The 18,531-nt window shown below is 70.0% G+C and carries 18 protein-coding genes and 1 pseudogene; 9 read left to right on the top strand and 10 right to left on the bottom strand.

The window, feature by feature from the left end:
• The first annotated feature begins 53 nt into the window (after positions 1-53).
• A complete protein-coding gene (locus IPJ59_RS11395) occupies positions 54-845 on the top strand; it encodes an SDR family oxidoreductase (RefSeq protein WP_293271482.1) in 792 nt (263 codons plus the stop codon).
• Positions 846-856: 11 nt separating this feature from the next.
• Here the strand turns inward: IPJ59_RS11395 and dapF are convergent, their stop codons facing one another.
• From dapF to IPJ59_RS11350, 8 genes and pseudogenes are all read right to left on the bottom strand, one after another.
• Positions 857-1,750 (bottom strand): diaminopimelate epimerase, encoded by an 894-nt coding sequence (gene dapF / locus IPJ59_RS11390; protein WP_293271481.1) that lies wholly within the window; start codon positions 1,748-1,750, stop codon positions 857-859.
• Positions 1,747-2,478 carry a preprotein translocase subunit SecG gene (secG, locus tag IPJ59_RS11385; protein ID WP_293271479.1) on the bottom strand — a complete coding sequence of 244 codons (732 nt, stop codon included), beginning with the start codon at positions 2,476-2,478 and terminating at the stop codon, positions 1,747-1,749. Before secG ends, dapF begins: the two co-directional genes overlap by 4 nt.
• 3 nt (positions 2,479-2,481) lie before the next feature.
• Positions 2,482-3,267 (bottom strand): triose-phosphate isomerase, encoded by a 786-nt coding sequence (gene tpiA, locus IPJ59_RS11380; protein ID WP_293271477.1) that lies wholly within the window; start codon positions 3,265-3,267, stop codon positions 2,482-2,484.
• Positions 3,268-3,269: 2 nt separating this feature from the next.
• Positions 3,270-4,540, bottom strand: a pseudogene (locus tag IPJ59_RS38680) (phosphoglycerate kinase).
• 62 nt (positions 4,541-4,602) lie between these two features.
• Positions 4,603-4,797: a hypothetical protein gene (locus IPJ59_RS11365; protein WP_293260771.1), complete on the bottom strand. Its 195-nt coding sequence runs from the start codon at positions 4,795-4,797 to the stop codon at positions 4,603-4,605.
• 227 nt (positions 4,798-5,024) lie between these two features.
• Positions 5,025-5,384, bottom strand: a complete 360-nt coding sequence (locus IPJ59_RS11360; RefSeq protein WP_293260768.1) for a PilZ domain-containing protein — start codon at positions 5,382-5,384, stop codon at positions 5,025-5,027.
• A 62-nt stretch (positions 5,385-5,446) separates the two neighbouring features.
• Positions 5,447-6,061, bottom strand: a complete 615-nt coding sequence (locus IPJ59_RS11355; protein WP_293271471.1) for a hypothetical protein — start codon at positions 6,059-6,061, stop codon at positions 5,447-5,449.
• Positions 6,058-6,966, bottom strand: coding sequence for a hypothetical protein (locus IPJ59_RS11350; RefSeq protein ID WP_293271469.1), 909 nt, complete (start codon positions 6,964-6,966; stop codon positions 6,058-6,060). Before IPJ59_RS11350 ends, IPJ59_RS11355 begins: the two co-directional genes overlap by 4 nt.
• 96 nt (positions 6,967-7,062) lie before the next feature.
• On the opposite strand from IPJ59_RS11350, the gene IPJ59_RS11345 reads away from it, so the two are divergent.
• From IPJ59_RS11345 to IPJ59_RS11315, 7 genes are all read left to right on the top strand, one after another.
• Complete coding sequence (locus IPJ59_RS11345) at positions 7,063-7,926, top strand: ComEC/Rec2 family competence protein (RefSeq protein ID WP_293260761.1); 864 nt, start codon at positions 7,063-7,065, stop codon at positions 7,924-7,926.
• 91 nt (positions 7,927-8,017) lie between these two features.
• On the top strand, positions 8,018-8,557 hold the full coding sequence (locus IPJ59_RS11340; protein WP_293260758.1) for a hypothetical protein: 540 nt from the start codon (positions 8,018-8,020) through the stop codon (positions 8,555-8,557).
• A gap of 6 nt (positions 8,558-8,563) precedes the next feature.
• On the top strand, positions 8,564-9,343 hold the full coding sequence (locus IPJ59_RS11335; protein WP_293260755.1) for an MlaE family ABC transporter permease: 780 nt from the start codon (positions 8,564-8,566) through the stop codon (positions 9,341-9,343).
• A gap of 4 nt (positions 9,344-9,347) precedes the next feature.
• Entirely contained in the window at positions 9,348-10,109 is a 762-nt protein-coding gene (locus tag IPJ59_RS11330) for an ABC transporter ATP-binding protein (protein WP_293260752.1), read from the top strand.
• Between the two features lie 15 nt (positions 10,110-10,124).
• Positions 10,125-11,471, top strand: coding sequence for an MlaD family protein (locus IPJ59_RS11325; protein WP_293260749.1), 1,347 nt, complete (start codon positions 10,125-10,127; stop codon positions 11,469-11,471).
• A 166-nt stretch (positions 11,472-11,637) separates the two neighbouring features.
• Complete coding sequence (locus IPJ59_RS11320) at positions 11,638-15,588, top strand: nSTAND1 domain-containing NTPase (RefSeq protein WP_293271467.1); 3,951 nt, start codon at positions 11,638-11,640, stop codon at positions 15,586-15,588.
• Between the two features lie 155 nt (positions 15,589-15,743).
• Complete coding sequence (locus tag IPJ59_RS11315) at positions 15,744-16,745, top strand: ADYC domain-containing protein (RefSeq protein WP_293260827.1); 1,002 nt, start codon at positions 15,744-15,746, stop codon at positions 16,743-16,745.
• 66 nt (positions 16,746-16,811) lie between these two features.
• Here the strand turns inward: IPJ59_RS11315 and IPJ59_RS11310 are convergent, their stop codons facing one another.
• Entirely contained in the window at positions 16,812-17,258 is a 447-nt protein-coding gene (locus IPJ59_RS11310; protein WP_293260743.1) for a universal stress protein, read from the bottom strand.
• 116 nt (positions 17,259-17,374) lie between these two features.
• Here IPJ59_RS11310 and IPJ59_RS11305 point away from each other — a divergent pair, with 116 nt between their 5' ends.
• Entirely contained in the window at positions 17,375-17,911 is a 537-nt protein-coding gene (locus tag IPJ59_RS11305; protein ID WP_293260740.1) for a hypothetical protein, read from the top strand.
• Between the two features lie 9 nt (positions 17,912-17,920).
• Here the strand turns inward: IPJ59_RS11305 and IPJ59_RS11300 are convergent, their stop codons facing one another.
• Entirely contained in the window at positions 17,921-18,367 is a 447-nt protein-coding gene (locus IPJ59_RS11300) for a spore germination YkwD domain-containing protein (RefSeq protein ID WP_293260737.1), read from the bottom strand.
• Positions 18,368-18,531: the final 164 nt, after the last annotated feature.

Genomic DNA, 18,531 nt, shown 5'->3' with positions numbered 1-18,531 from the left:
GTGGTGGGATGGAGAGGGGCGCAGGCGTTGCGGCTCCGTGGTAGTCGTCGGGGATGAGCAGCTTTCGCGAGGATCTCCTGCGGGGACAGGTGGCGCTGGTGACGGGCGGAGGTTCGGGCATCGGTGCGGGGATCGCAGCGGCGCTGGCGGGCCACGGGGCGCGGGTGGCGATCTGCGGTCGCACGCAGGCGAAGCTCGACGCGGTCGCGGACGGCATCGTGGCGGCGGGGGGCGAGTGCCTCGCGCTGGCGGCCGACGTGCGCAGGCCCGAGGCGCTCGCGGCGGTGACGGCGGCGATCGAGGCGCGCTGGGGTCAGCTCGACGTGCTGGTGAACGGGGCGGCCGGGAACTTCCTCGCGCCGGCGGCGGCGCTGTCGGCCAACGGCTTCGGCACGGTCGTCGACATCGACCTCAAAGGGACCTTCAACGCCTGCAAGGCGGCGCTGCCGCTGCTCGAGCGACGCGGCGGGGTGGTCATCAATATCTCGGCGACGCTGCACTACGCGGGCACGCCCTTGCAGGTGCACGCGGCCAGCGCGAAGGCCGGGATCGACGCGCTGACGCGGACGCTGGCGGTCGAGTGGGGGCCGCTGCAGATCCGGGTCAACGCGATCGCGCCGGGGCCGATCGCCGGGACGGAGGGGATGGAGCGGCTGGCGCCCGGGGCGGTCCGCGAGCGCATGACGGCGCAGATCCCTCTGCGGCGCTTCGGCACGATCGCGGAGATCGCCGAGGCGGTGCTGTTCATGGTCAGCCCGGCGAGCGCGTACATGACGGGCGCCGTGGTGGTGGTCGACGGCGGGCAGTGGCTGACGGGGACCAACTTCGTCGGGCTGTTCGGGTAGGCTGGCGCGGCTCAGACCTGGCCGTGGAAGACCAGGCGGGCGGGGCCGGTCATCCACACGCGGGTTTCGGCGAGGCGGACGGTGAGGGGGCCGCCGGGGAGGCGGACCTGGACCGGGAGGCCGGTGGGCGCGAGGCCGGCGGCGACGGCGGCCGCGAGGGTGGCGCAGGCACCGGTGCCGCAGGCGGCCGTGATGCCGCAGCCGCGTTCCCACACCCACAGGGTGAGGCTGCCGTCGGGCTCGCGGCGGGCGAACTCGACGTTGGTGCGGCCGGGGAACTGGGGGTCCTGTTCGACGATGGGGCCGAGGCTGCGGGCGAGTTGTTCGGGGTCCTCGCCGGGCGCGACGAAGGCGACCGCGTGGGGGTTGCCGAGCGAGTAGGTGACGAAGCGGCGGCCGGCGACCTCGCGGAGCCCGAGGGACTCGGCGGGGCCCATGTCGACCTCGACCTGGTCGCCGTGGACGCTGCAGCGGCGGGGGCCGGCGTCGGTGTCGATCTGCAGGGTCGTGGGGTCGTCGGCGAGGTAGCGGGCCACGCAGCGCAGGCCGTTGCCGCACATCTCGGGGCGGGAGCCGTCGTGGTTGATGACCAGCATCGTCGCGCCGGAGTCCGGGAGGCGGGGCGGAGCGACGAGGAGGAGGCCGTCGCCGCCGACGCCGGTGCGGCGATCACAGAGTGAAGGGGCCCGGCGCTGCAGCTCGACGAGCCAGTGATCGAGGGCTTCCTGGTCCGGCTTGGGGATCGGCAGGGGGCGACCTGGCGAGCGTGGGCCCGCGGCTGGGCGCAGGAGGTCGATCAGGAGGAAGTCGTTGCCGAGACCCTCGACCTTGACGAAGGGGAGATCGCGGGCGGTCGGGCTGTGCGGAGCAGGGAGCCTGGCCGGAGGGACAGGCTGGCTGGTCACGGCGCGGGGGCCTCGGCGGGGGCCATCTCGGGGGCCATCTCGGGGGCCATCTCGGCGGCGTCGGGGGGCGGGGCATCGGCCGGGGCCGGCTTCTTGCGCAGTGGCTTCTTGGGCTCGGCCTTCTTGACGGGCTTGGTCTCCGTGACCGCGGGGATCTCGGCGGGGGCGGGGACCGGGGCGCCGGTTGCAGCGGCGTCGGCCGCGGGAGCATCGGCAGCGTCGGTCGGGGGAACGGCCGGCACATCGGCCGGAGCGGCCGGGACGTCGGCCGGGACGTCGGCGGGAGCGTCGGCGGGAGCGTCGGCGGGAGCGTCGGCCGGCGGAGCGTTGAGGTCTGTCGGCGTCGGGGTGGCGGCGTTGGGGTCGCGACGCGGGGGGAGGCGGAGTGGGTTCGGGCCGATCTTCTCGTAGTCGACGACGTCGTCCTCGCCGGCCGCGCGCTCCTCGACAGTGTTCTCGTCGCTCTTGGCCTTCAAGTTGGCCGAGCCGCTGTGGGCGCTGGCGTAGGCCAGGAACATGGCGAAGATCATGAAGCCTGCAGCGCAACTCTGCGTGATCTTTGCGAGAAGATCGGAGCTTCCACCCCCACCGAAGACGCTCTGGCTGGCTCCGCCACCCAGCGCCGTGCCCATGCCACCGCGACCGGCTTGCAGCAAGATGATGAGGATCATCAGGATGCAGATGATCACGTAGAAGACGGTGACGAGGGTGACGAGGATATCGAACATGGCTTAGGCCGCACTGACGACGAGGCGGACGATCTGCAGGAAGGCTTCAGCTTCGAGCGAGGCGCCGCCGACGAGGAAGCCGTCGACGTCGCCGGCGGCCATGAGGGCCGCAGCGTTGTTGGGCTTGACACTACCACCGTAGAGGATCGATCTGTCGGCGCCGGCGGGGCCGAAGTGCTGCTCCAGCCAGGCGCGCAGGCGGTGGTGCATGGCTGCGGCGTCGCGAGGGGTCGCGGTCTTGCCGGTGCCGATCGCCCAGACCGGCTCGTAGGCGACGATCAGGCGCTCGCTGACGAGCTCGGCCGGTAGTTGAGAGAGCGCGGCCGAAAGCTGCGAAATGACATGACTTTCGTGCTGGCCGGCTTCGCGGATCTCGAGTCCCTCGCCGACGCACAGGACGACCCGGAGGCCGGCCTCGAGGGCGACGTGGACCTTGCGGGCGACGGTCGCGTCGGTCTCGCCGAAGTGGATGCGTCGCTCGGAGTGCCCGACGATCGCCCCATGGGCGCCGACGTCGCTGAGCATCGCGGGTCCGACTTCACCAGTGAAGGCGCCCTCGTCCTGGGCCGCGACGTCCTGGGCGAACAGGAAGAGCGGGCCCTGCGGGCGGACCCACGGGCGCACGGCGTCGAGGGCGACGTAGCTCGGGGCGATGCCGACGCGCACCTGCTTGCCGCCTTCGGCGACCGGTTCCGGCAAGTCGCCGACCACGGCGGTGGCCAGGTCTTCCGCGGCGCCGCGCAGGAGGTTCTGCTTCCAGTTGCCGATCGTCCAGCGGGTACGCAGCACGGTCAGGCGCTCTCCTTGCCCGACCCGGACGAAGACCCGAGCAGGGCCTCGACGCCCGGCAGGACCTTGCCCTCGAGCATCTCGAGGGAGGCGCCGCCGCCGGTGGAGATGTGGTCGATGCGGTCGGCGAGGCCGGACTCCTGGAGCGCGGCGACGCTGTCTCCGCCGCCGACCAGGGTGAAGCCGGGGCAGGCAGCGACGGCCTTGGCCATGGCGAGGGTGCCGCTGGCGAAGGCCGGGCTCTCGAACAGGCCCATCGGGCCGTTCCAGAACAGCATCTTGGCCGACTGGACCGCGGCGGCGAAGCGGAGCTCGGTGTCGGGGCCGATGTCGAGGGCCATCTCGCTGGCGCCGAGGCCCCCACCAGCGAGTGTGGCGGCGAGCGTGTCGACGCGGACGATCCTCGCGCTGGTGGCCTTGAGACCGTCGCCGATGCGCAGGTCGGTCGGGAGCAGCACGCGGATGTTGCGGGCGGACGCGCGGGTGAGGAGGTTGCGGCAGTCGGCCAGGCGCTCGGACTCCTGCAGTGAGGCGCCGAGCTGGGCGCCGCGGGCCGCCAGGAAGGTGTTGGCCATCGCCCCGCCGATGAGGATCGAGTCGCCGGCCTTGAGGCGCTCGAGGGTGGCGATGAGCACCGGGAGCTTGTCGGAGACCTTGGCGCCGCCGATGAGGGTGACGAAGGGGTGCTCGGGGTGGTGGACCAGGCGACCGAGGGCGGTGGTCTCGGCGGCCAGCAGGAGGCCGGCCGCGCGAGCGCGGACCAGTCGGGGCACGCCGACCACCGAGGCGTGGGCGCGGTGCGAGGCGCCGAAGGCGTCGTTCACGTAGGCCTCGCACAGCTTGGCGAGGGCCTGGCCGCGAAGGCCGGGTCGTTCTTGGTCTCGCCGGGGTGGAAGCGGAGGTTCTCGAGCAAGACGACGTGCTGGGCGCGGGTGTCGAGGACCAGCTTGGTGACGCCGTCGCCGACGACCTCGTCGGGCAGGCGGACCTCGCAGCCGAGCAGCTCCGCCAGGCGGGAGCCGACCGGCTCCATCGAGTACTTGGGATCGGGGGCGCCGTCGGGGCGGCCGAGGTGGGACGCGAGGATCACCCGGGCGCCGCGCTCTCGCAGGCGCCGGATCGTGGGCAGCGAGGCCTGGATCCGGGTGTCGTCGCGGACCTCGCCGTCCTTGAGCGGAACGTTGAAGTCGACCCGGACGAAGACCCGACGGTTCTCGACGTCGAGGTCATCCAGCGCGGGCAGGGACAAGGGGCTGTCGGCGGCCGACGGCATGGCGCAAGCAATACCGACCGGCGTCAGGCAAGTCCACGCCGGGGGTCGTGAGCTTTCGACGGCTATTCAGCGGCCCAGCGAGCGTCCATCGCCCGCTCCTGCCGCAGGTCATGGCTGACGAGCTCGATGAGCTCGGACGAGAGAGCGATGACCTGCTCCGGCGAGTAGCCCTGCTCACGCATCTGGCGGAACAGCGAGCGAGCAAGGATGCTGAGTGCGCGTCGGCTGGTGTCCCGGGTTTCGGCGGTGGGCGTCATGGTCGGTCCCTCTTGCGGCCCGCGACTATGCAAGCCACAGGCGCGGGGCTCCATATCCCACGCGTTGGAAGTAAGATCAACAATCTTGATGGTTTAGTGCGGAACTGGCCGGGGGCGGAAGGCCCCTTTTGCACCAGTATGTGCACAGCAATGCGCGCACGATCACCCACATGGCGCGCAGATCGATGCACATGCGACGGCCTTGACCCGAACAATCGACGGGCCGGTCAGGCGGTCGGGGTCGAGAGGGAGATCTGGCCGAGCAGCACCTTCAGCAGCACTTGCAACCGCTGACGGACCTCGGGGCCCATCGCCGTGAACACGACGCCGATCTGCTGGGCGCCCTCGCTGGCGGTCAGCCAGGCGACCTGCCCCGGCAGCGCGAGCGCCTCGCTGGCGCCCCACTCGAGGACGAGGCGCAGCTGCACGTTGACCGCGGTGCCAGGCTCGATGGGATCGCGGGCCGTGAGACAGACGGCGCTCTCGCTGAGATCGCGGGCACGACCGGTGACGTGGAGTCGACCCGAGTCGAGCTCGACGTCGAGGTCACACACGAAGCGGTCTTGCGGAGCGCGTCGGGCTGTCACGCGGCGAGGGTACCAAACTCCGCGGCGGCGCCACCGAGGGATGCAGCGCGCAGTTTCGCCGATCACGGGGGCGGGCGCGCTGGTGCGGCTCGCGGCAGGCGCAGTCCGGTGAGCCCGGTGAGGACGGCCTCCACCTCGGCGAGCCGCACGTGGCGGCTGATCGCCTCGTGACCGTCACGCGCAGGCAGGCTGGCGATCTCGAGCAGGAGCTGCTGGCGCTCGAAGTAGAGCTGAGTGACGCGGACCAGCAGGCGCTCGCGGAGCTCGGCGAGGTCGAGCGAGGCCCGGGCAGCCCGCAACTCGTCGGCGTTGAAGATGAGTCGGTCGAGATCCCAGCTGGCCCGCAGCTGGATGACGCGGCCGGCCCCGAGGTCCTGGGACAGCTCGTCACCGTCGCCGACGGCCTGGTCGAGCTGCCAGCCCTGGTCGCTGCGCAGGCCATACTCGCCGGTGATGCCCGGCAAGATGGCCGCAGCGCGGGCGCGGCGGAGCCAGTTGCGAGTTGTCTTTGGGGACAGGGTCGCGCGGCGCAGGGCGGCCTCCTGCACCTCGGTGACACTCGGCCGGGTCGGTAGCTCGGCGAGCGCGCGCGCCAGCACGGCCGGGTCAGGTACCGGGGCGGGCGGCGGCGGGGCGAGCAGGGAGTAGAGGAGAGCGAGGGTGACTTGGGCGATCATCGGGCAACTCCGCAGACTGCAGTGCGCAGGGCCTCGCGTTCCGCGGCGACGAGCGGGCCGCGGCTTCGCGGCGGGGGCAGGGCGCGCAGGCCGGGTCGCGCCTGCGCATGGAGATCGGCTCGCTCACGGCGCTGCTGGATCCAGGCGGCGGGGTCGAGTCCGATGGCGAGGAGGGCGAGCAGCTGGACACCAGTGGTGGTGGTGCCGAGGCCGGGGTGCAGGCGCCAGTCGGCGAGGCCGCGCAGCTCGAGGCCGAGGCGCAGGCGCAGTGGTTGAGGGCGATGCAGACGCAGCGAGCGACCGGGGTGCACGCAGGTGTCGCCGCCGTCGCGGGCCTCGGGGCAGGGCCGGGCGATGAAGCGAAGGCCACCGTCATCGGCGATCGGCAGGGCGCCGGCGGGGCCGCAGGCGAGGGCGCGCGGGCTCTGGCGGGGCGTCGTGGACCAGGCCACGGGGCGCGGCCCGGGGTCGCCGCGCACGACCTGCCATGTCGCTTCGGACCTGTCCCCGAGGACAAGCGTGCTGCGGTCGACGAACTCGGCGCGCAGCGAGGAGAGATCGACGATGCCGGTGAGCTCGAGCCGCTGCCAGCAGGTGGGAAGCTCGGCGTCCCAGCAGATCCAGGCGTCGCCGCGCCACAGGGCGAGCCATGCCGTGGGCGCCGCGAAGCCGCCGTGAACGAGCGGGAGCTCGCGCTCGGCGGCGCTCGGCATGAGTTCGTCGGGCCCGGAGGCGAGGGCCATGAGCTCCTCGCTGCTGCCGGGGACCGGCGACTCGGTGGGCAGGGACGTCGGGTCGTTGGAGTGATTTGGTGATTTGGTGAGGGAGGAGCTGGCAGCGGGCGTGGTGGGCAGATCACGGGCCGCTGTGAGGGCGACGAGCAACGAGGCGAGGGCGGGGGCCATGGCGGCGTGTTCGCTCGCATCGGGTCCGGCGTTGCAGGGGGCGAGGTTTTTTCGCTGCGTGTGCAACGAGCTCGAGGGAGGGGTCGAGCAGCGGGCATGGATCTCTCTTTCGTACTGCTCGCGGGGGTCGTGCTCGGCCCGGCCGGGCCCGGGCTTCACTTCTTGGATGTCGGTCAGGGCAACGCGTTGTTGCTGGTCGGTCCCGAGGGTCAGGTCGTGGTGATCGACTCGGGACCGCCGGCGGCCGCGGAGGTGGTGATCCACGCGCTCGACGAGCATGCGCTGCTGCGCGTCGATCTGTGGATCCACAGCCATTTCGACGCGGACCATGTCGGCGGGGTGGCGCGGGCGATCGCGGGGGCGGACGGGATCGCGGGCAGCGAGGATGACGTCGAGGTCGCGGCGCTGTGGGACCGGGGTCTCGACGGGGCGCCGGAGACCGAGGCGGTCGCGGCGTACCTCGCGGTGGCGGGCGATCGCCGACGCACTGCGGTGGCGGGCGATCGCTTCACGGCGCCGGGGCTGTCGGTGTACGCGGTTGAGACCGGGGCGCCGCTGGGCCTCGCGGCGGAGAACGCCCGCGGGCTGGCGCTGTGCGTGGAGATCGGCGGGCTGCGCCTGCTCGCGCCGGGCGATCTGCCGGCGGACCAGGTGGCAGTGGCGGCGGCTGCGTGCGGGCCGGTCGATGTCCTGTGGGCGGCGCACCATGGCAGCGCCGGGGCGACCTCCGAGGCGGTGCTCTCCGCGGCCGATCCCGCGCTCGTCGTGATCTCGGCGGGGCGCGACAACCCCTACTGTCACCCCGCTGCGGTCACGCTGGCGCGGCTGCACGGGCGGGCCGTGTGGATCTCGGGCCTCGCTGGCGGTGGCCCCTTGGGCGCGTGCCCCGGTCTGGCAACGTCGTTTGGGCCGGAGCATCGCCTGCTGGCGGGCGATCTGTGGCTCCCCGCGACGCCCTGAGGGGGTGTGCTGCGGCGGGGACGAGTTTTCGTTGGGGTCGCCTTGCCCCCAGGGTGGCCGGATCCGCGGACACTGTTACACTGCGGCGCCAGTGCGGCCCCTCTGCTCACGCGCTCTCCTCGGCCTCGCGCTCCTCGTCGGGTTGTCCGCCTGCGGCGGGTGGAAGGGCCACGGGAACACCTACTACCAGCGCTGGGAGCGGGGCCCGATCAAGCATCAGGCGACCTATCGCTTCGGGATGCCTGGTGACGGCTGGAGCCCGCTGGCGCAGAAGGGCACGCAGGTCGCGTGGTGGAACTCGGAGCTCGACGCGGTGATCTTGCTGGACAGTCAGTGCGAGTCGCACGGTGACAGCGCGCTCGAGCAGTTCGCGGATCACCTGCGCATCGACTTCCGTGACTGGGAGGTCAAGTCGCAGGAGCGGGTGCCGATGGTCGGGCGCGACGGGCTGCACACGATCGTGCTCGCGTCGATCGACGGCGGCGCGCAGACGCAGCTCGAGCTCTACCTGACCAAGAAGAACGGCTGTCTCTTCGACCTCGAGTACATCGCGCCACCGGCCAGCTTCGAGCGCGGTCGGGCGGCCTTCGCCCGGGTCGTCGCCGGCTTCGAGTTCCCGGTGCGAGGCTAGGCCGCCGTGCGAGCCATCCTCGAGTCCATCGGCAAGGCGGTGAACGACGGGCTCGCCTGGGCCGGCGGCATGACGGTGATGTTCGTTCAGGCGGTGCTGTCGGGCATGCGCCGCCCGCTGGGCATCTACGACATCTTCTATCAGATCGTCGCGCTCGGCATCCGCAGCATCCCGCTGGCGACCTTGATGGGGATCTTCGTCGGCATGGCGCTGACATGGCAGTTCGGCGAGGCGCTGATGGGCTTCGGGGCCAAGAACGCGGTCGGGTCGGCGGCCGCGCTGGCCCTGGTGCGCGAGTTGGTGCCGACGATCATGGCGCTCACGGTGGGCGCCAAGATCGCGACCGGCATGACCGCCGAGCTCGGCTCGATGAAGGTGTCGGAGCAGATCGACGCGATCGCGTCGCTAGGCGCCGATCCGGTCAAGAAGCTGATCTGGCCGCGTCTGGCCGCGGCGACGGTCGCCCTGCCGCTGCTGTGCGTGTACGGCAACGTGCTGGCGCTCGGCGGCGGCGCCTTGATCGCGGACACCGTCTTTGATGTCCCGGCCGGGTACTTCTACGAGACCTACGTCGACGAGCTGTACCCGATGGACTACATCTCGGGCCTGGTGAAGGCGACGACCTTCGGCATGCTGACGGGCATCATCGGCTGCTACCAGGGCTTCCAGACCAAGTTCGGCACCGAGGCGGTAGGCATCTCGACGACCAACACGGTGGTCGCGACCTCGGTCACGATCATCATCATGGACTTTGTCCTCACCATGATCTTTCTCCCGGTGGGCTAGTCGCATGACCGCAGTGTTCGAGCTCAGGAACCTGTTCAAGGCCTTCGGGGCCAACGTCATCTACGAGGACATGAACCTCGAGGTGGAGCAGGGCGAGACGTTCACGATCATCGGCGGCAGCGGCATGGGCAAGAGCGTGTGTCTCAAGCTGATGATCGGGCTGCTGCCCTACGAGAAGGGGCACATCCTGTTCAAGGGCCAGGAGGTCGGCGACATGAACCGCGAGCAGCTGCGGGAGCTTCGGCGGCACGTGTCGATGGTGTTTCAGGGCGGCGCGTTGTTTGACTCCATGAACGTGTTCGAGAACGTGACCTACGCGCTGCGCGAGCACACCAAGATGTCAGACCAGGAGATGCTCGAGCGCGCCAAGGAGTGCCTCGACATGGTCGGCCTCGGCTACGACCCGGACATCATGTATCGCTTCCCGGCCGGCCTGAGCGGGGGCATGCGCAAGCGCGCGGCGCTGGCTCGATCGATCGCCATCAAGCCCGAGGTTATCCTGTACGACGAGCCGACCACCGGCCTCGACCCCGCGAACAGCAAGCGCATCGGCGAGATGATCAAGAAGTTACAGCGAGAGCTCCACGTGACCAGCATCGTCGTGACCCACGACATGCCGATCGCCTTCGGCTGCTCCGACCGCGTCGCCATGCTGTGGGACAAGAAGTTCCCGTTCATCGGCAGCGCCGAAGAGATCGAACACAGCGAGGTGCCCGAGGTCCGCGAGTTCGTCCAGGGCATCTTCCGCGAGGACAAGGACGATTGATCCGAGGAGACCACCATGCGCAAGAATGAAGCCCGCCTCAATCTGATCGTCGGGTCGTTCGTGCTCGGCATGGGCGCGCTGCTGGTGGTATCGATCTTCGTGATCGGCCAGGGCAAGGGCACGTGGAAGGAGAAGGCCACGATCGCGGCCGACTTCCGCCAGGTCTCCGGCCTCAAGAAGGGCAGCCCCGTTCAGCTCGAGGGCATCGAGATCGGCGTGGTGCAGGACCGTGAGTTCGTCGAGATCGAGTACCCCTGCAACGCGCTCACCGAGGACCGCGGGCGCTTCGGTCAGGGGCGCAGCGACGACTGCGACCGCACCATGTTCTGCGCGCCCGAGGGCAAGTGCGCCGAGCTCGAGGCCTACTCCTTCAACAAGGACCTCCACCCACCGTGTGAGGAGGACGCGCAGTGCCGCGAGGACGAGGTTTGTGTCACTGCAGACTTCCGGCGCCGGTATCGGCGCGTCAGCTGGACGGGCAACACCGGCGTGTGCGACGGCTACACCACCAACCACAAGCGCATCCGCGTGACGCTGTCGGTGTTCATGGACAGCCTCGTGCACATCCGCGACGACAGCCGCGCGACGGTCTCGCAGAACGGCCTTTTGGGCGACCAGTTGGTCCAGATCTCGGTCGGGCGCGGGGCGCAGATCGAGCCGGGCGGCCGCATCCAGACCACGCCGGCGCTGCTCGAGGAGCTCGACAACGTGAAGGAGCGCCTCGACGGCGTGTTCGCCAAGGTCGAGGAAACCATCGGCGGCATCGCCGAGCTGGCGACCGCGATGGGCGACGAGAAGACCGTGCGCAACGTGCAAGGCCTGCTCGCCAACGTCAACGAGGTCTCGCGCCAGATCGCCGAGGGCAAGGGACTGGTCGGCGCGCTGCTCAACGACGAGAGCTACGTCAAGGACTTCGGATCGACGCTGCGCAGCGTCCGTGACACGGCCTCGGGGCTCAACGGCTTCGTGACCAAGGCGCGCAGCAGCATGACGAAGATCGACGACAACCTGCAGCCGCTGGTCGACGACGGCCGCAAGGTGATGAGCGACATCTCGACGGTGCTCAAGGACGTCAAGGATCCGAACAACAAGAGCCTGGTGTCGAAGCTGCTCTACGACGACAAGGGCACGATGGTGAAGGACCTCGAGGAGACCCTGGCCAACGTCGAGAAGGTGATCGCCACGATCGAGAAGGGCGACGGCACCCTCGGCAAGCTGCTGAAGGACCCCAAGGCCTACGACGATCTGGTGAAGATCCTCGGCAACATCGAGCGCAACAACACGATCAAGCGGCTGGTTCGCTTCGTGGTCGAAAAGGACGAGGCCGCCAGCTCGGCCGCGCCGACCGCCAGAACGCCGTGAGCGGGCGGTTGCGCCGGTCGCTCGGTGTCCGCTCGGTGTCCGCTCGGTGTCAGGGCGAAGCGGCCGCAGAGGCGCAGGGGCGCGGTGAAATGGGTGTGCCTACATCGTCGGGCAAGGTGGGGGCTGGCCTTGTCGGCGCGGCGCGGCTCGTGTCACCCTGGGCGAGATGACGCCGGAGCCCGCGCCCAGTGACACCTGGGCGCCACCGCAGGAATTCGACGAATACCGCATCGTCCGCCTGCTCGGGCAGGGGACGATGGGCCGCGTCTACCTCGCCCACGACACGGTGCTCGACCGGGCCGTGGCGGTCAAGTTCATCAATCGGGTCGCCGACGCCGAGGATCGCGAGCGCTTCATCGTCGAGGCCCGCGCCGTCGCCCGGCTGCAGCACCCCAACGTCGTCACGCTCCACCGCGTCGGCGAGCTCGCTGGCTACCCGTACCTGATCACGGAGTACATCCGCGGCAAGAGCCTGAGCGAGCTGGTGCTGCCGGTGTCGTGGCGGAGGGTGCAAGAGCTCGGCGTCGGACTCGCTCGCGGGCTGGCAGCGGCGCACCGCCACGGCGTCCTGCATCGCGACATCAAGCTGGCGAATGCGCTGCTCACCGAGACCGGCGAGGTCAAGCTGCTGGACTTTAGCCTCGCCAAGCTGCTCGACGTGACCCACGCCGACTCGTCGCAGCCGCGGCCACAGCCCGCGCCCGCGGCGGCGGTGGATGCTGCGATCTCGGCGGTCGAGCGCTACACGGCCGAGCAGGCGCGCCGCAGCGGCAGCCACCCTGCGGCCAGCGACAGCGACGTGATGAGCGCGCTGACCAGCTCGCAGCGGATGCAGGGAGCGACGATCTCCGGGTCTTGGGGCGCGTCGTCGGACACCCTGTCCGCCCCGCCCACGGGGACCATCGCGCCCGGGGGCGAACGGCCCTCAGAGCTGACGCAGGTCGGCACGCTGCTCGGTACGCCGAACTACATGGCGCCGGAGTTGTGGCGCGCCGAGGGGGCGACGCGCCGCTCCGATGTCTACGCGCTCGGGGTCCTTCTCTACATCCTCGCGTGCGGCGGACCGCCGACCGAGGCGACCAGCACGGTCGAGCTGGCCACGAAGATCCAGGAGCGAGAGCCGCGGCCGCTGCTCGAGAAGGCGGCGCGCTGCGATGCCCGGTTGGCTGCGATCATCGATCGCTGTATCCGGCGCGATCCGTTCGAGCGCTACGCGTCGGGCGAGGAGCTGCTCGCCGCGCTCGAGTCGTTGTCGCCGACCAGCCGCGATCAGGCGATCCCCGATGGCAACCCCTACCGCGGTCTGCGAGCCTTCGAGTCGCAGCACCGGGCGCTGTTCTTCGGCCGCTCCTTCGAGATCCGCGCGGTGCTCGAGCGCCTGCGTGCCGACGCCCTCGTGGTCGTCGCGGGTGACTCTGGCGTCGGCAAGTCCTCGCTGTGCAAGGCGGGCGTCGCCCCGCTGGTCGAGGAGGGCCAGCTCGACCTGAATCGCCAGTGGACCAGCATCAGCATCACGCCGGGGCGTTACCCGCTGCCGACGCTGGTCGACGCCCTGGCGCGGCTGCTCGACCTCGCCGAGGACACCGTGCATGAGCTCGTGAAGGCCGGCGCGGACGAGCTGGTCCGCGCGTTTCGCAAGCAGCTGGGCGAGGCACGCGGGCGCCTCCTGATGATCGACCAGTTCGAGGAGCTGACGACCCTCGCCGACCCCGCGGAGGTCGCCGTCGTCGGTCCGCTCCTCGCCCACCTCGCGTCGGGGCTGCCGGGTTTGCGCGTGCTGGCGACGGTGCGCGGCGACTTTCTCACCCGGGTCGCTCAGCTCCCCGGCGTGGGCGACGAGCTCACCCGGGCGATCTACATCCTTCGGCCGCTGACGCCGGAGGGTGCCCGGGAGGCGATCGTCGGCCCGGCGCGGGTGAAGGGCGTCAGCTTCGAATCTGAGGAGCTCGTCCAGGAGCTGATCCAGGCCGGCTCGCATGGCAGCCTCCCGCTGCTGCAGTTCGCCCTCGCCGAGTTGTGGGAGATCCGCGATCCGGCCACCAACATGATCTCCGCCGCGGAGCTGAAGAAGATCGGCGGAGTGAGCGGGGCCCTCGCGCGCCACGGCGACGCTGCGCTCGCGGAGCTGATCCCGGAGCAGCGGGTCGCCGCTCGCCGGGTGCTGATGCGCCTCGTCTCCGTCGACGACACCCGCGCCGTACGCACGGAGGAGGAGCTGGTGGCAGGCTCGGCCGCAGCCGGGGCCGCACTCAAGGCGCTGGTCCGGTCGCGCCTGGTGGTCGCCCGCGAGGTCGCCGATCAGGCCGTCTACGAGATCGCCCACGAGGCGCTGCTCGGGGGCTGGGCCACCCTCTCGAGCTGGCTCGAGGAGGAGCGCGAGAGCCGGGCGGTCCGTCATCGCCTCGAGCTCGCCGTGCTCGACTGGGAGCGCCTCGGCCGCGGGCGGGATGGCCTGCTGTCGGGCGCGCCGTTGCAGGAGGTCCTCGCCCTCGAGGTCGCTACCCTGCGGCCGCGCGAGCACGAGTTCATCGCCGCGTGCCGCGGCGCGGCCGCGCGGTCGCGCCTGCTTCGTCGCGTCGCTGCGGTCGCGGTGCCGCTCGTGGCGCTGCTGACCTACGGTGGGATCTGGTTCAAGGGACAGCTCGATCTGCGCGCCCGGATCGACGCTCACGCCGCCGTGGCGAGCGAGGAGAATGCGACTGCTGAGGCGATCTCGGTCGAGGCCGAGGTGCTGCGATCGCAGGCGATCGCGGCCTTCGACGCGGGAGAGAGCGCGAAGGGCGAGGCTGTGTGGGGTCGCTACGTCGCCGCCGTCCCGGGGATCGAGCGCGGTCTGGCTCGGGCGGCGCAGCAGTTGGAGATTGCCCTGAGCCTCGATATTCGGCGCGACGACGTCCGGGCCCAGTTGCTCGACGTGCTGTGGAAACGAGCCATCCGGGCCGAGGAGGCGGGCAGGGACGAGCTCGCCATGGAGGACCATCTCGAGCGCATCAAGCTCTACGATCAAAGCGGCGAACGCATGGCGCAGTGGGAGACGCCTGGGGCGCTCAGCGTGACCAGCGAGCCGCCCGGCGCCCGTGTCACGCTCGAGCGCTACGTCGCCGATGGCGGCCACTGGCGGGCTGATTCGGTCGGGACGCTCGGGAGCACTCCGCTGCCGATACAGACACTGGCTCGTGGGTCGTACCGGTTGCGCCTCGAGATGCCAGGGAAGGTGACGGTAGGATATCCAGTCACAATCGGCCGCGGCGAATCGTTGGCGGTCACTGTCGCATTGCCGCCTACTGATTCGGTGCCTGATGGATTTATCTACGTCCCGGTGGGGCGGTTTGTGTACGGGTCTCGCGAGATCGAATCGATTCGTGGCTTCCTCCGCGCGGAACCGGCTCACACGGTAACGACGGGTCCGTATCTCATTGCCCGCCACGAGGTGACCTACGCCCAGTACATCGAGTACTTGGCTGCGCAGTCGCCCGAGCAGCGAGCGGCGCTCCTCAAGGCAGCCGCCGCCAGCCCGGCGCAGTTGCAGGAGCGACCTGAAGGTGGGTGGCGGCTGATACTTACAGTTGGCGCCCAGGTGTACACGCTCGACAGCGGCTCCCCGCTCAGCTACGAGGGCCGCAAGCAACGGGCCCGCGTCGCATGGGAGCGCCTACCAGTTTCGGGGATCGACGGTGCGGAGGCGCGGGCGTACTTGGCCTGGCTCGATCGCTCGGGGCGGGTTCCTGGGGCGCGGTATTGCAATGAGCACGAGTGGGAGCGTGCCGCACGTGGCGCTGACGAACGCCTCTTCGCCAGTGGGGACGTGTTGTATCCGACAGACGCGAATATCGATGATACGTATGGAAAGGTCGCCAACGCCTTTGGCCCGGACCCGGTAGGCTCCTACCCACACGTAGTCAGTCCGTTTGGGCTGTTCGACACGGACGGGAACGTATATGAACCCGCAGTGTCGTCGCACCGTGAGGATGTGCTGATGGTTCGTGGCGGGGCATATTTCTATTCGGCGATTCAGGCGCGCACCACCGCGCGCTTTGAAGTCCCTGCGAGCCTACGCGACACGACCCTCGGTTTGCGTGTGTGTGCGACATGGCCTCCTCCTGTCGCCACAAAATAGACAATCGTTGTATTTTTTCTTGATCCGATCGAGTGGCTGCGGTCACTATCGTAGTTGTGGGGGACGGGTCGATGCGCAATCTTTTGGTCGTCAGTTCAATGTTGGTGCTGAGCTCTGCGTGTGCCGAGCACTCTGAGGATCTTGAGCAGGTGTCGATGCGAGACCTCCAGGGCAATGACACCCAACTTCAGGGGCCCGGCTTGCTGCTTCAGGGGCCCGGCTTGCTGCTTCAGGGGCCCGGCTTGCTGCTTCAAGGGCCGGGGCTGCTTCTCCAGGGGCCGGGTCTACTTCTCCAAGGACCCGGGCTTCTCCTCCAGGGCATCGACTTCAACGGACCCGGGCTGCTGCTCCAGGGACCGGGTTTGCTGCTCCAGGGCCCGGGTCTGCTGCTGCAGGGCACGTCGTTCTCGGCGACCCTGGAGAAGGACGGCATCACGTATCAGGTGTCGGGCCTTGACTTCATCGGCGCGGAGATGGATCTGCGGCTGCGCTGGCAAGATGGCGACGTTGTGAAGACGCAGGACGTGGTTCTGCGCATCAACAATATCGAGCAGTCCGTCGAGCAGGACGACATCCTCCTCTACTCCCTGAGCTATCGCGAGAAGGACAAGAACCAGTGGCTGCCGTACTGCGGGAGCGACGGGGTCAAGGCCATCCCGATGAAGAACTCCTGGGATGTCCTGACCGGCGACCGGATCGACAATGACAAGGCCGTCACCTTCGCCTGCACCAACGCGGTGGTCGCCAAGTGTGCGCTGTGGGGCTACCGGCCGTGGGCGACCGAGACCCAGTGCGAGGGCAAGGGCAAGAAGAAGAAGTGTACGGAAGTCTCGCTGACGGACCACCACCAGGCCTGCACGCGGATGGCCCGCGCTGACTTCTGCGGCGACGGTACGCCCCACACCGTGGACGGCACCCAGATCGATGTCTGGGACAGCCTCGATATCCAGACCCGGTTCACGGACTGGCCGGTCGAGGCGGAGTGGACGCCCGAGGGCGCGAGCTGTGTCAGCTTCGTGCGCCACCCCGAGCTCGGCCTGCCGTCGTGCTTCTTCAACAACAAGGGCAAGGCGACCGATCCCTGCAAGAAGAAGGTCGATGATGATTCGCTGCTCATGAGCGGGTTTGGCCACGAAGACGGCGACAACTGCCACTAGAAGTGATCCTTGCCGCGCTGCCCGAGCGCCCGCGCCCGCGAGTCCACGCGGCGCGGGCTCTGCTGTTTAACCTCGCGGTGGCCGGACGACGAGGACGCTGATCTCGGCGCCGTTGACCACCTTCGCGGCGGTGGTGCCGAGCAGGCGATCGATCGGCCCATAGCCGTGGCTGCCGATCACGATGAGGTCGACGGCGAGCTCGGTGGCGAGCTCGACGATGACCTGGGCGGGGCGGCCGAGGCGGGTCAGGTGCTCGCCCCACTGGATCGGCGTGGCGTGCGGGTGCAAGTGCACGACGAGCTGGGCGAGGCTCTGCTTGGCGTGATCGAGCAGGCGCGCCTGGAGCTCGTCGAAGGTGAGCATCCAGGCGTCGGTGGGCAGGCCGAGGGGGACGTTGACCGCGTGGCACAGGTGCAGGCGAGCGCCGGTGTGCGCGGCGAGACCGGCGGCGTGGCGGAGGACCTCCGGGGCGCGGGGGGAGTCGTCGAGGGCAACGAGGATCTGCTTGTACATGCGTCCGTCATGGTAGTTGGGTGGCGGGCCGAGGTGGGCGCAAAAATGGCCGTGCCGCGATCACGCCCGGCGCTGCCGGGTTGCGTGGCGGCCGGCGGACATGGTCTCGTCGTGGCATGAGCGAGGTTCGCGGGCGGTACGGGATCCAGAGCTTCGACGGGCGCTGGCTGCGGGTTGACGTCACGGCGCGCACGCTGTGGCCGTCGCTTGCGGATGCGGCGGGCGCCGGGAGCTTCTACGCGGTGGTCAGCGACAGCGGTGAGCTGCGGCTGTGCGCCGAGGACGTGCAGGCGTGGGTGCGGGTCGGGCCGAGCGGGCTGCTGCTGGCCGACGTGGCGGAGTCGGGGGCGACTGGCTTCACCAATTCCCTGATCACGCGCAGCGATCAGCCGAGCTTTGCCTTCGGGGTCCAGGCGCCGGGGGGGCGGGCGCTGCGGGTCGCGGCGAACGGGTCTGGCGCGCTGACGACGGAGGTCGGCGAGGCGGACGCGAGCTCGATCATCCGCCTGACGAGTACGCGGCACCTCGGTGATGTGGCGCCGATGCCGGGTACGCGGGTGACTGCGCCGCTCAGCGTGACCGCGCCGCCGTTGCAACCAGTCGGGCAGCTGTCGCGCTCGGCGGAGCAGAAGCTCAAGCGGCGGCCATTTTGAGGCGGGTCGTCACTGGAAATTCTGCACGGCCCAGATCGATCCGTTCACCTCGGCGAAGCCGCAGGCGACCTTTGTGTACTGGGTGCTGCTCATGTTGATGTAGTGGCCGTGGGCCGAGAAGTCGGCGCCCGGGCCCTCGTTCCACATGAGCTCGAGGCAGCCATCGATCATCGACTCGGCGGGGGCGGGCCAGCCGGGGCACTCGTTCTGGGCCATCTCGCCGCACTGCGTGAAGGCGCCGTGGGCCGTGTTGGTCTTGCCGTCGCTGGCGGCCTCATCGTCGCTGCAGCCCTCGGCGTCGGTCCAGCGCTCGTAGGCGGGGAGGCCGAGGGTGGCGCGGTACATGTTGATGGTGTCGACGCACTGGCTGGCGGCGGCGTCGTACTCGGACCCGGACTCGTCGTGGCAGGCGGCGAGGGCGAGGAGCAGGGCGGCGAGCGTGGGGCGCAGGGACATGGTGACCTCCGGGCGCGGCGCGGCCCGGCGGCGATCGTGGCGGCTTCGTGCGCGCGGGGCAAGCGGTCTGGGGGCGCGCGGACGCTCGGCATCGGCGGCGCGGATGGCAAGACGCGGACGCTCGTGACCGGGTGGAGCGGATGGCACGATGTCGTTGCGGGTCG

It is taken from the genome of Nannocystis sp., assembly GCF_016714285.1.
In the GTDB taxonomy this organism is placed as follows: domain Bacteria; phylum Myxococcota_A; class Polyangia; order Nannocystales; family Nannocystaceae; genus Nannocystis.
This window is presented reverse-complemented; position numbering and strand designations above follow the sequence as displayed.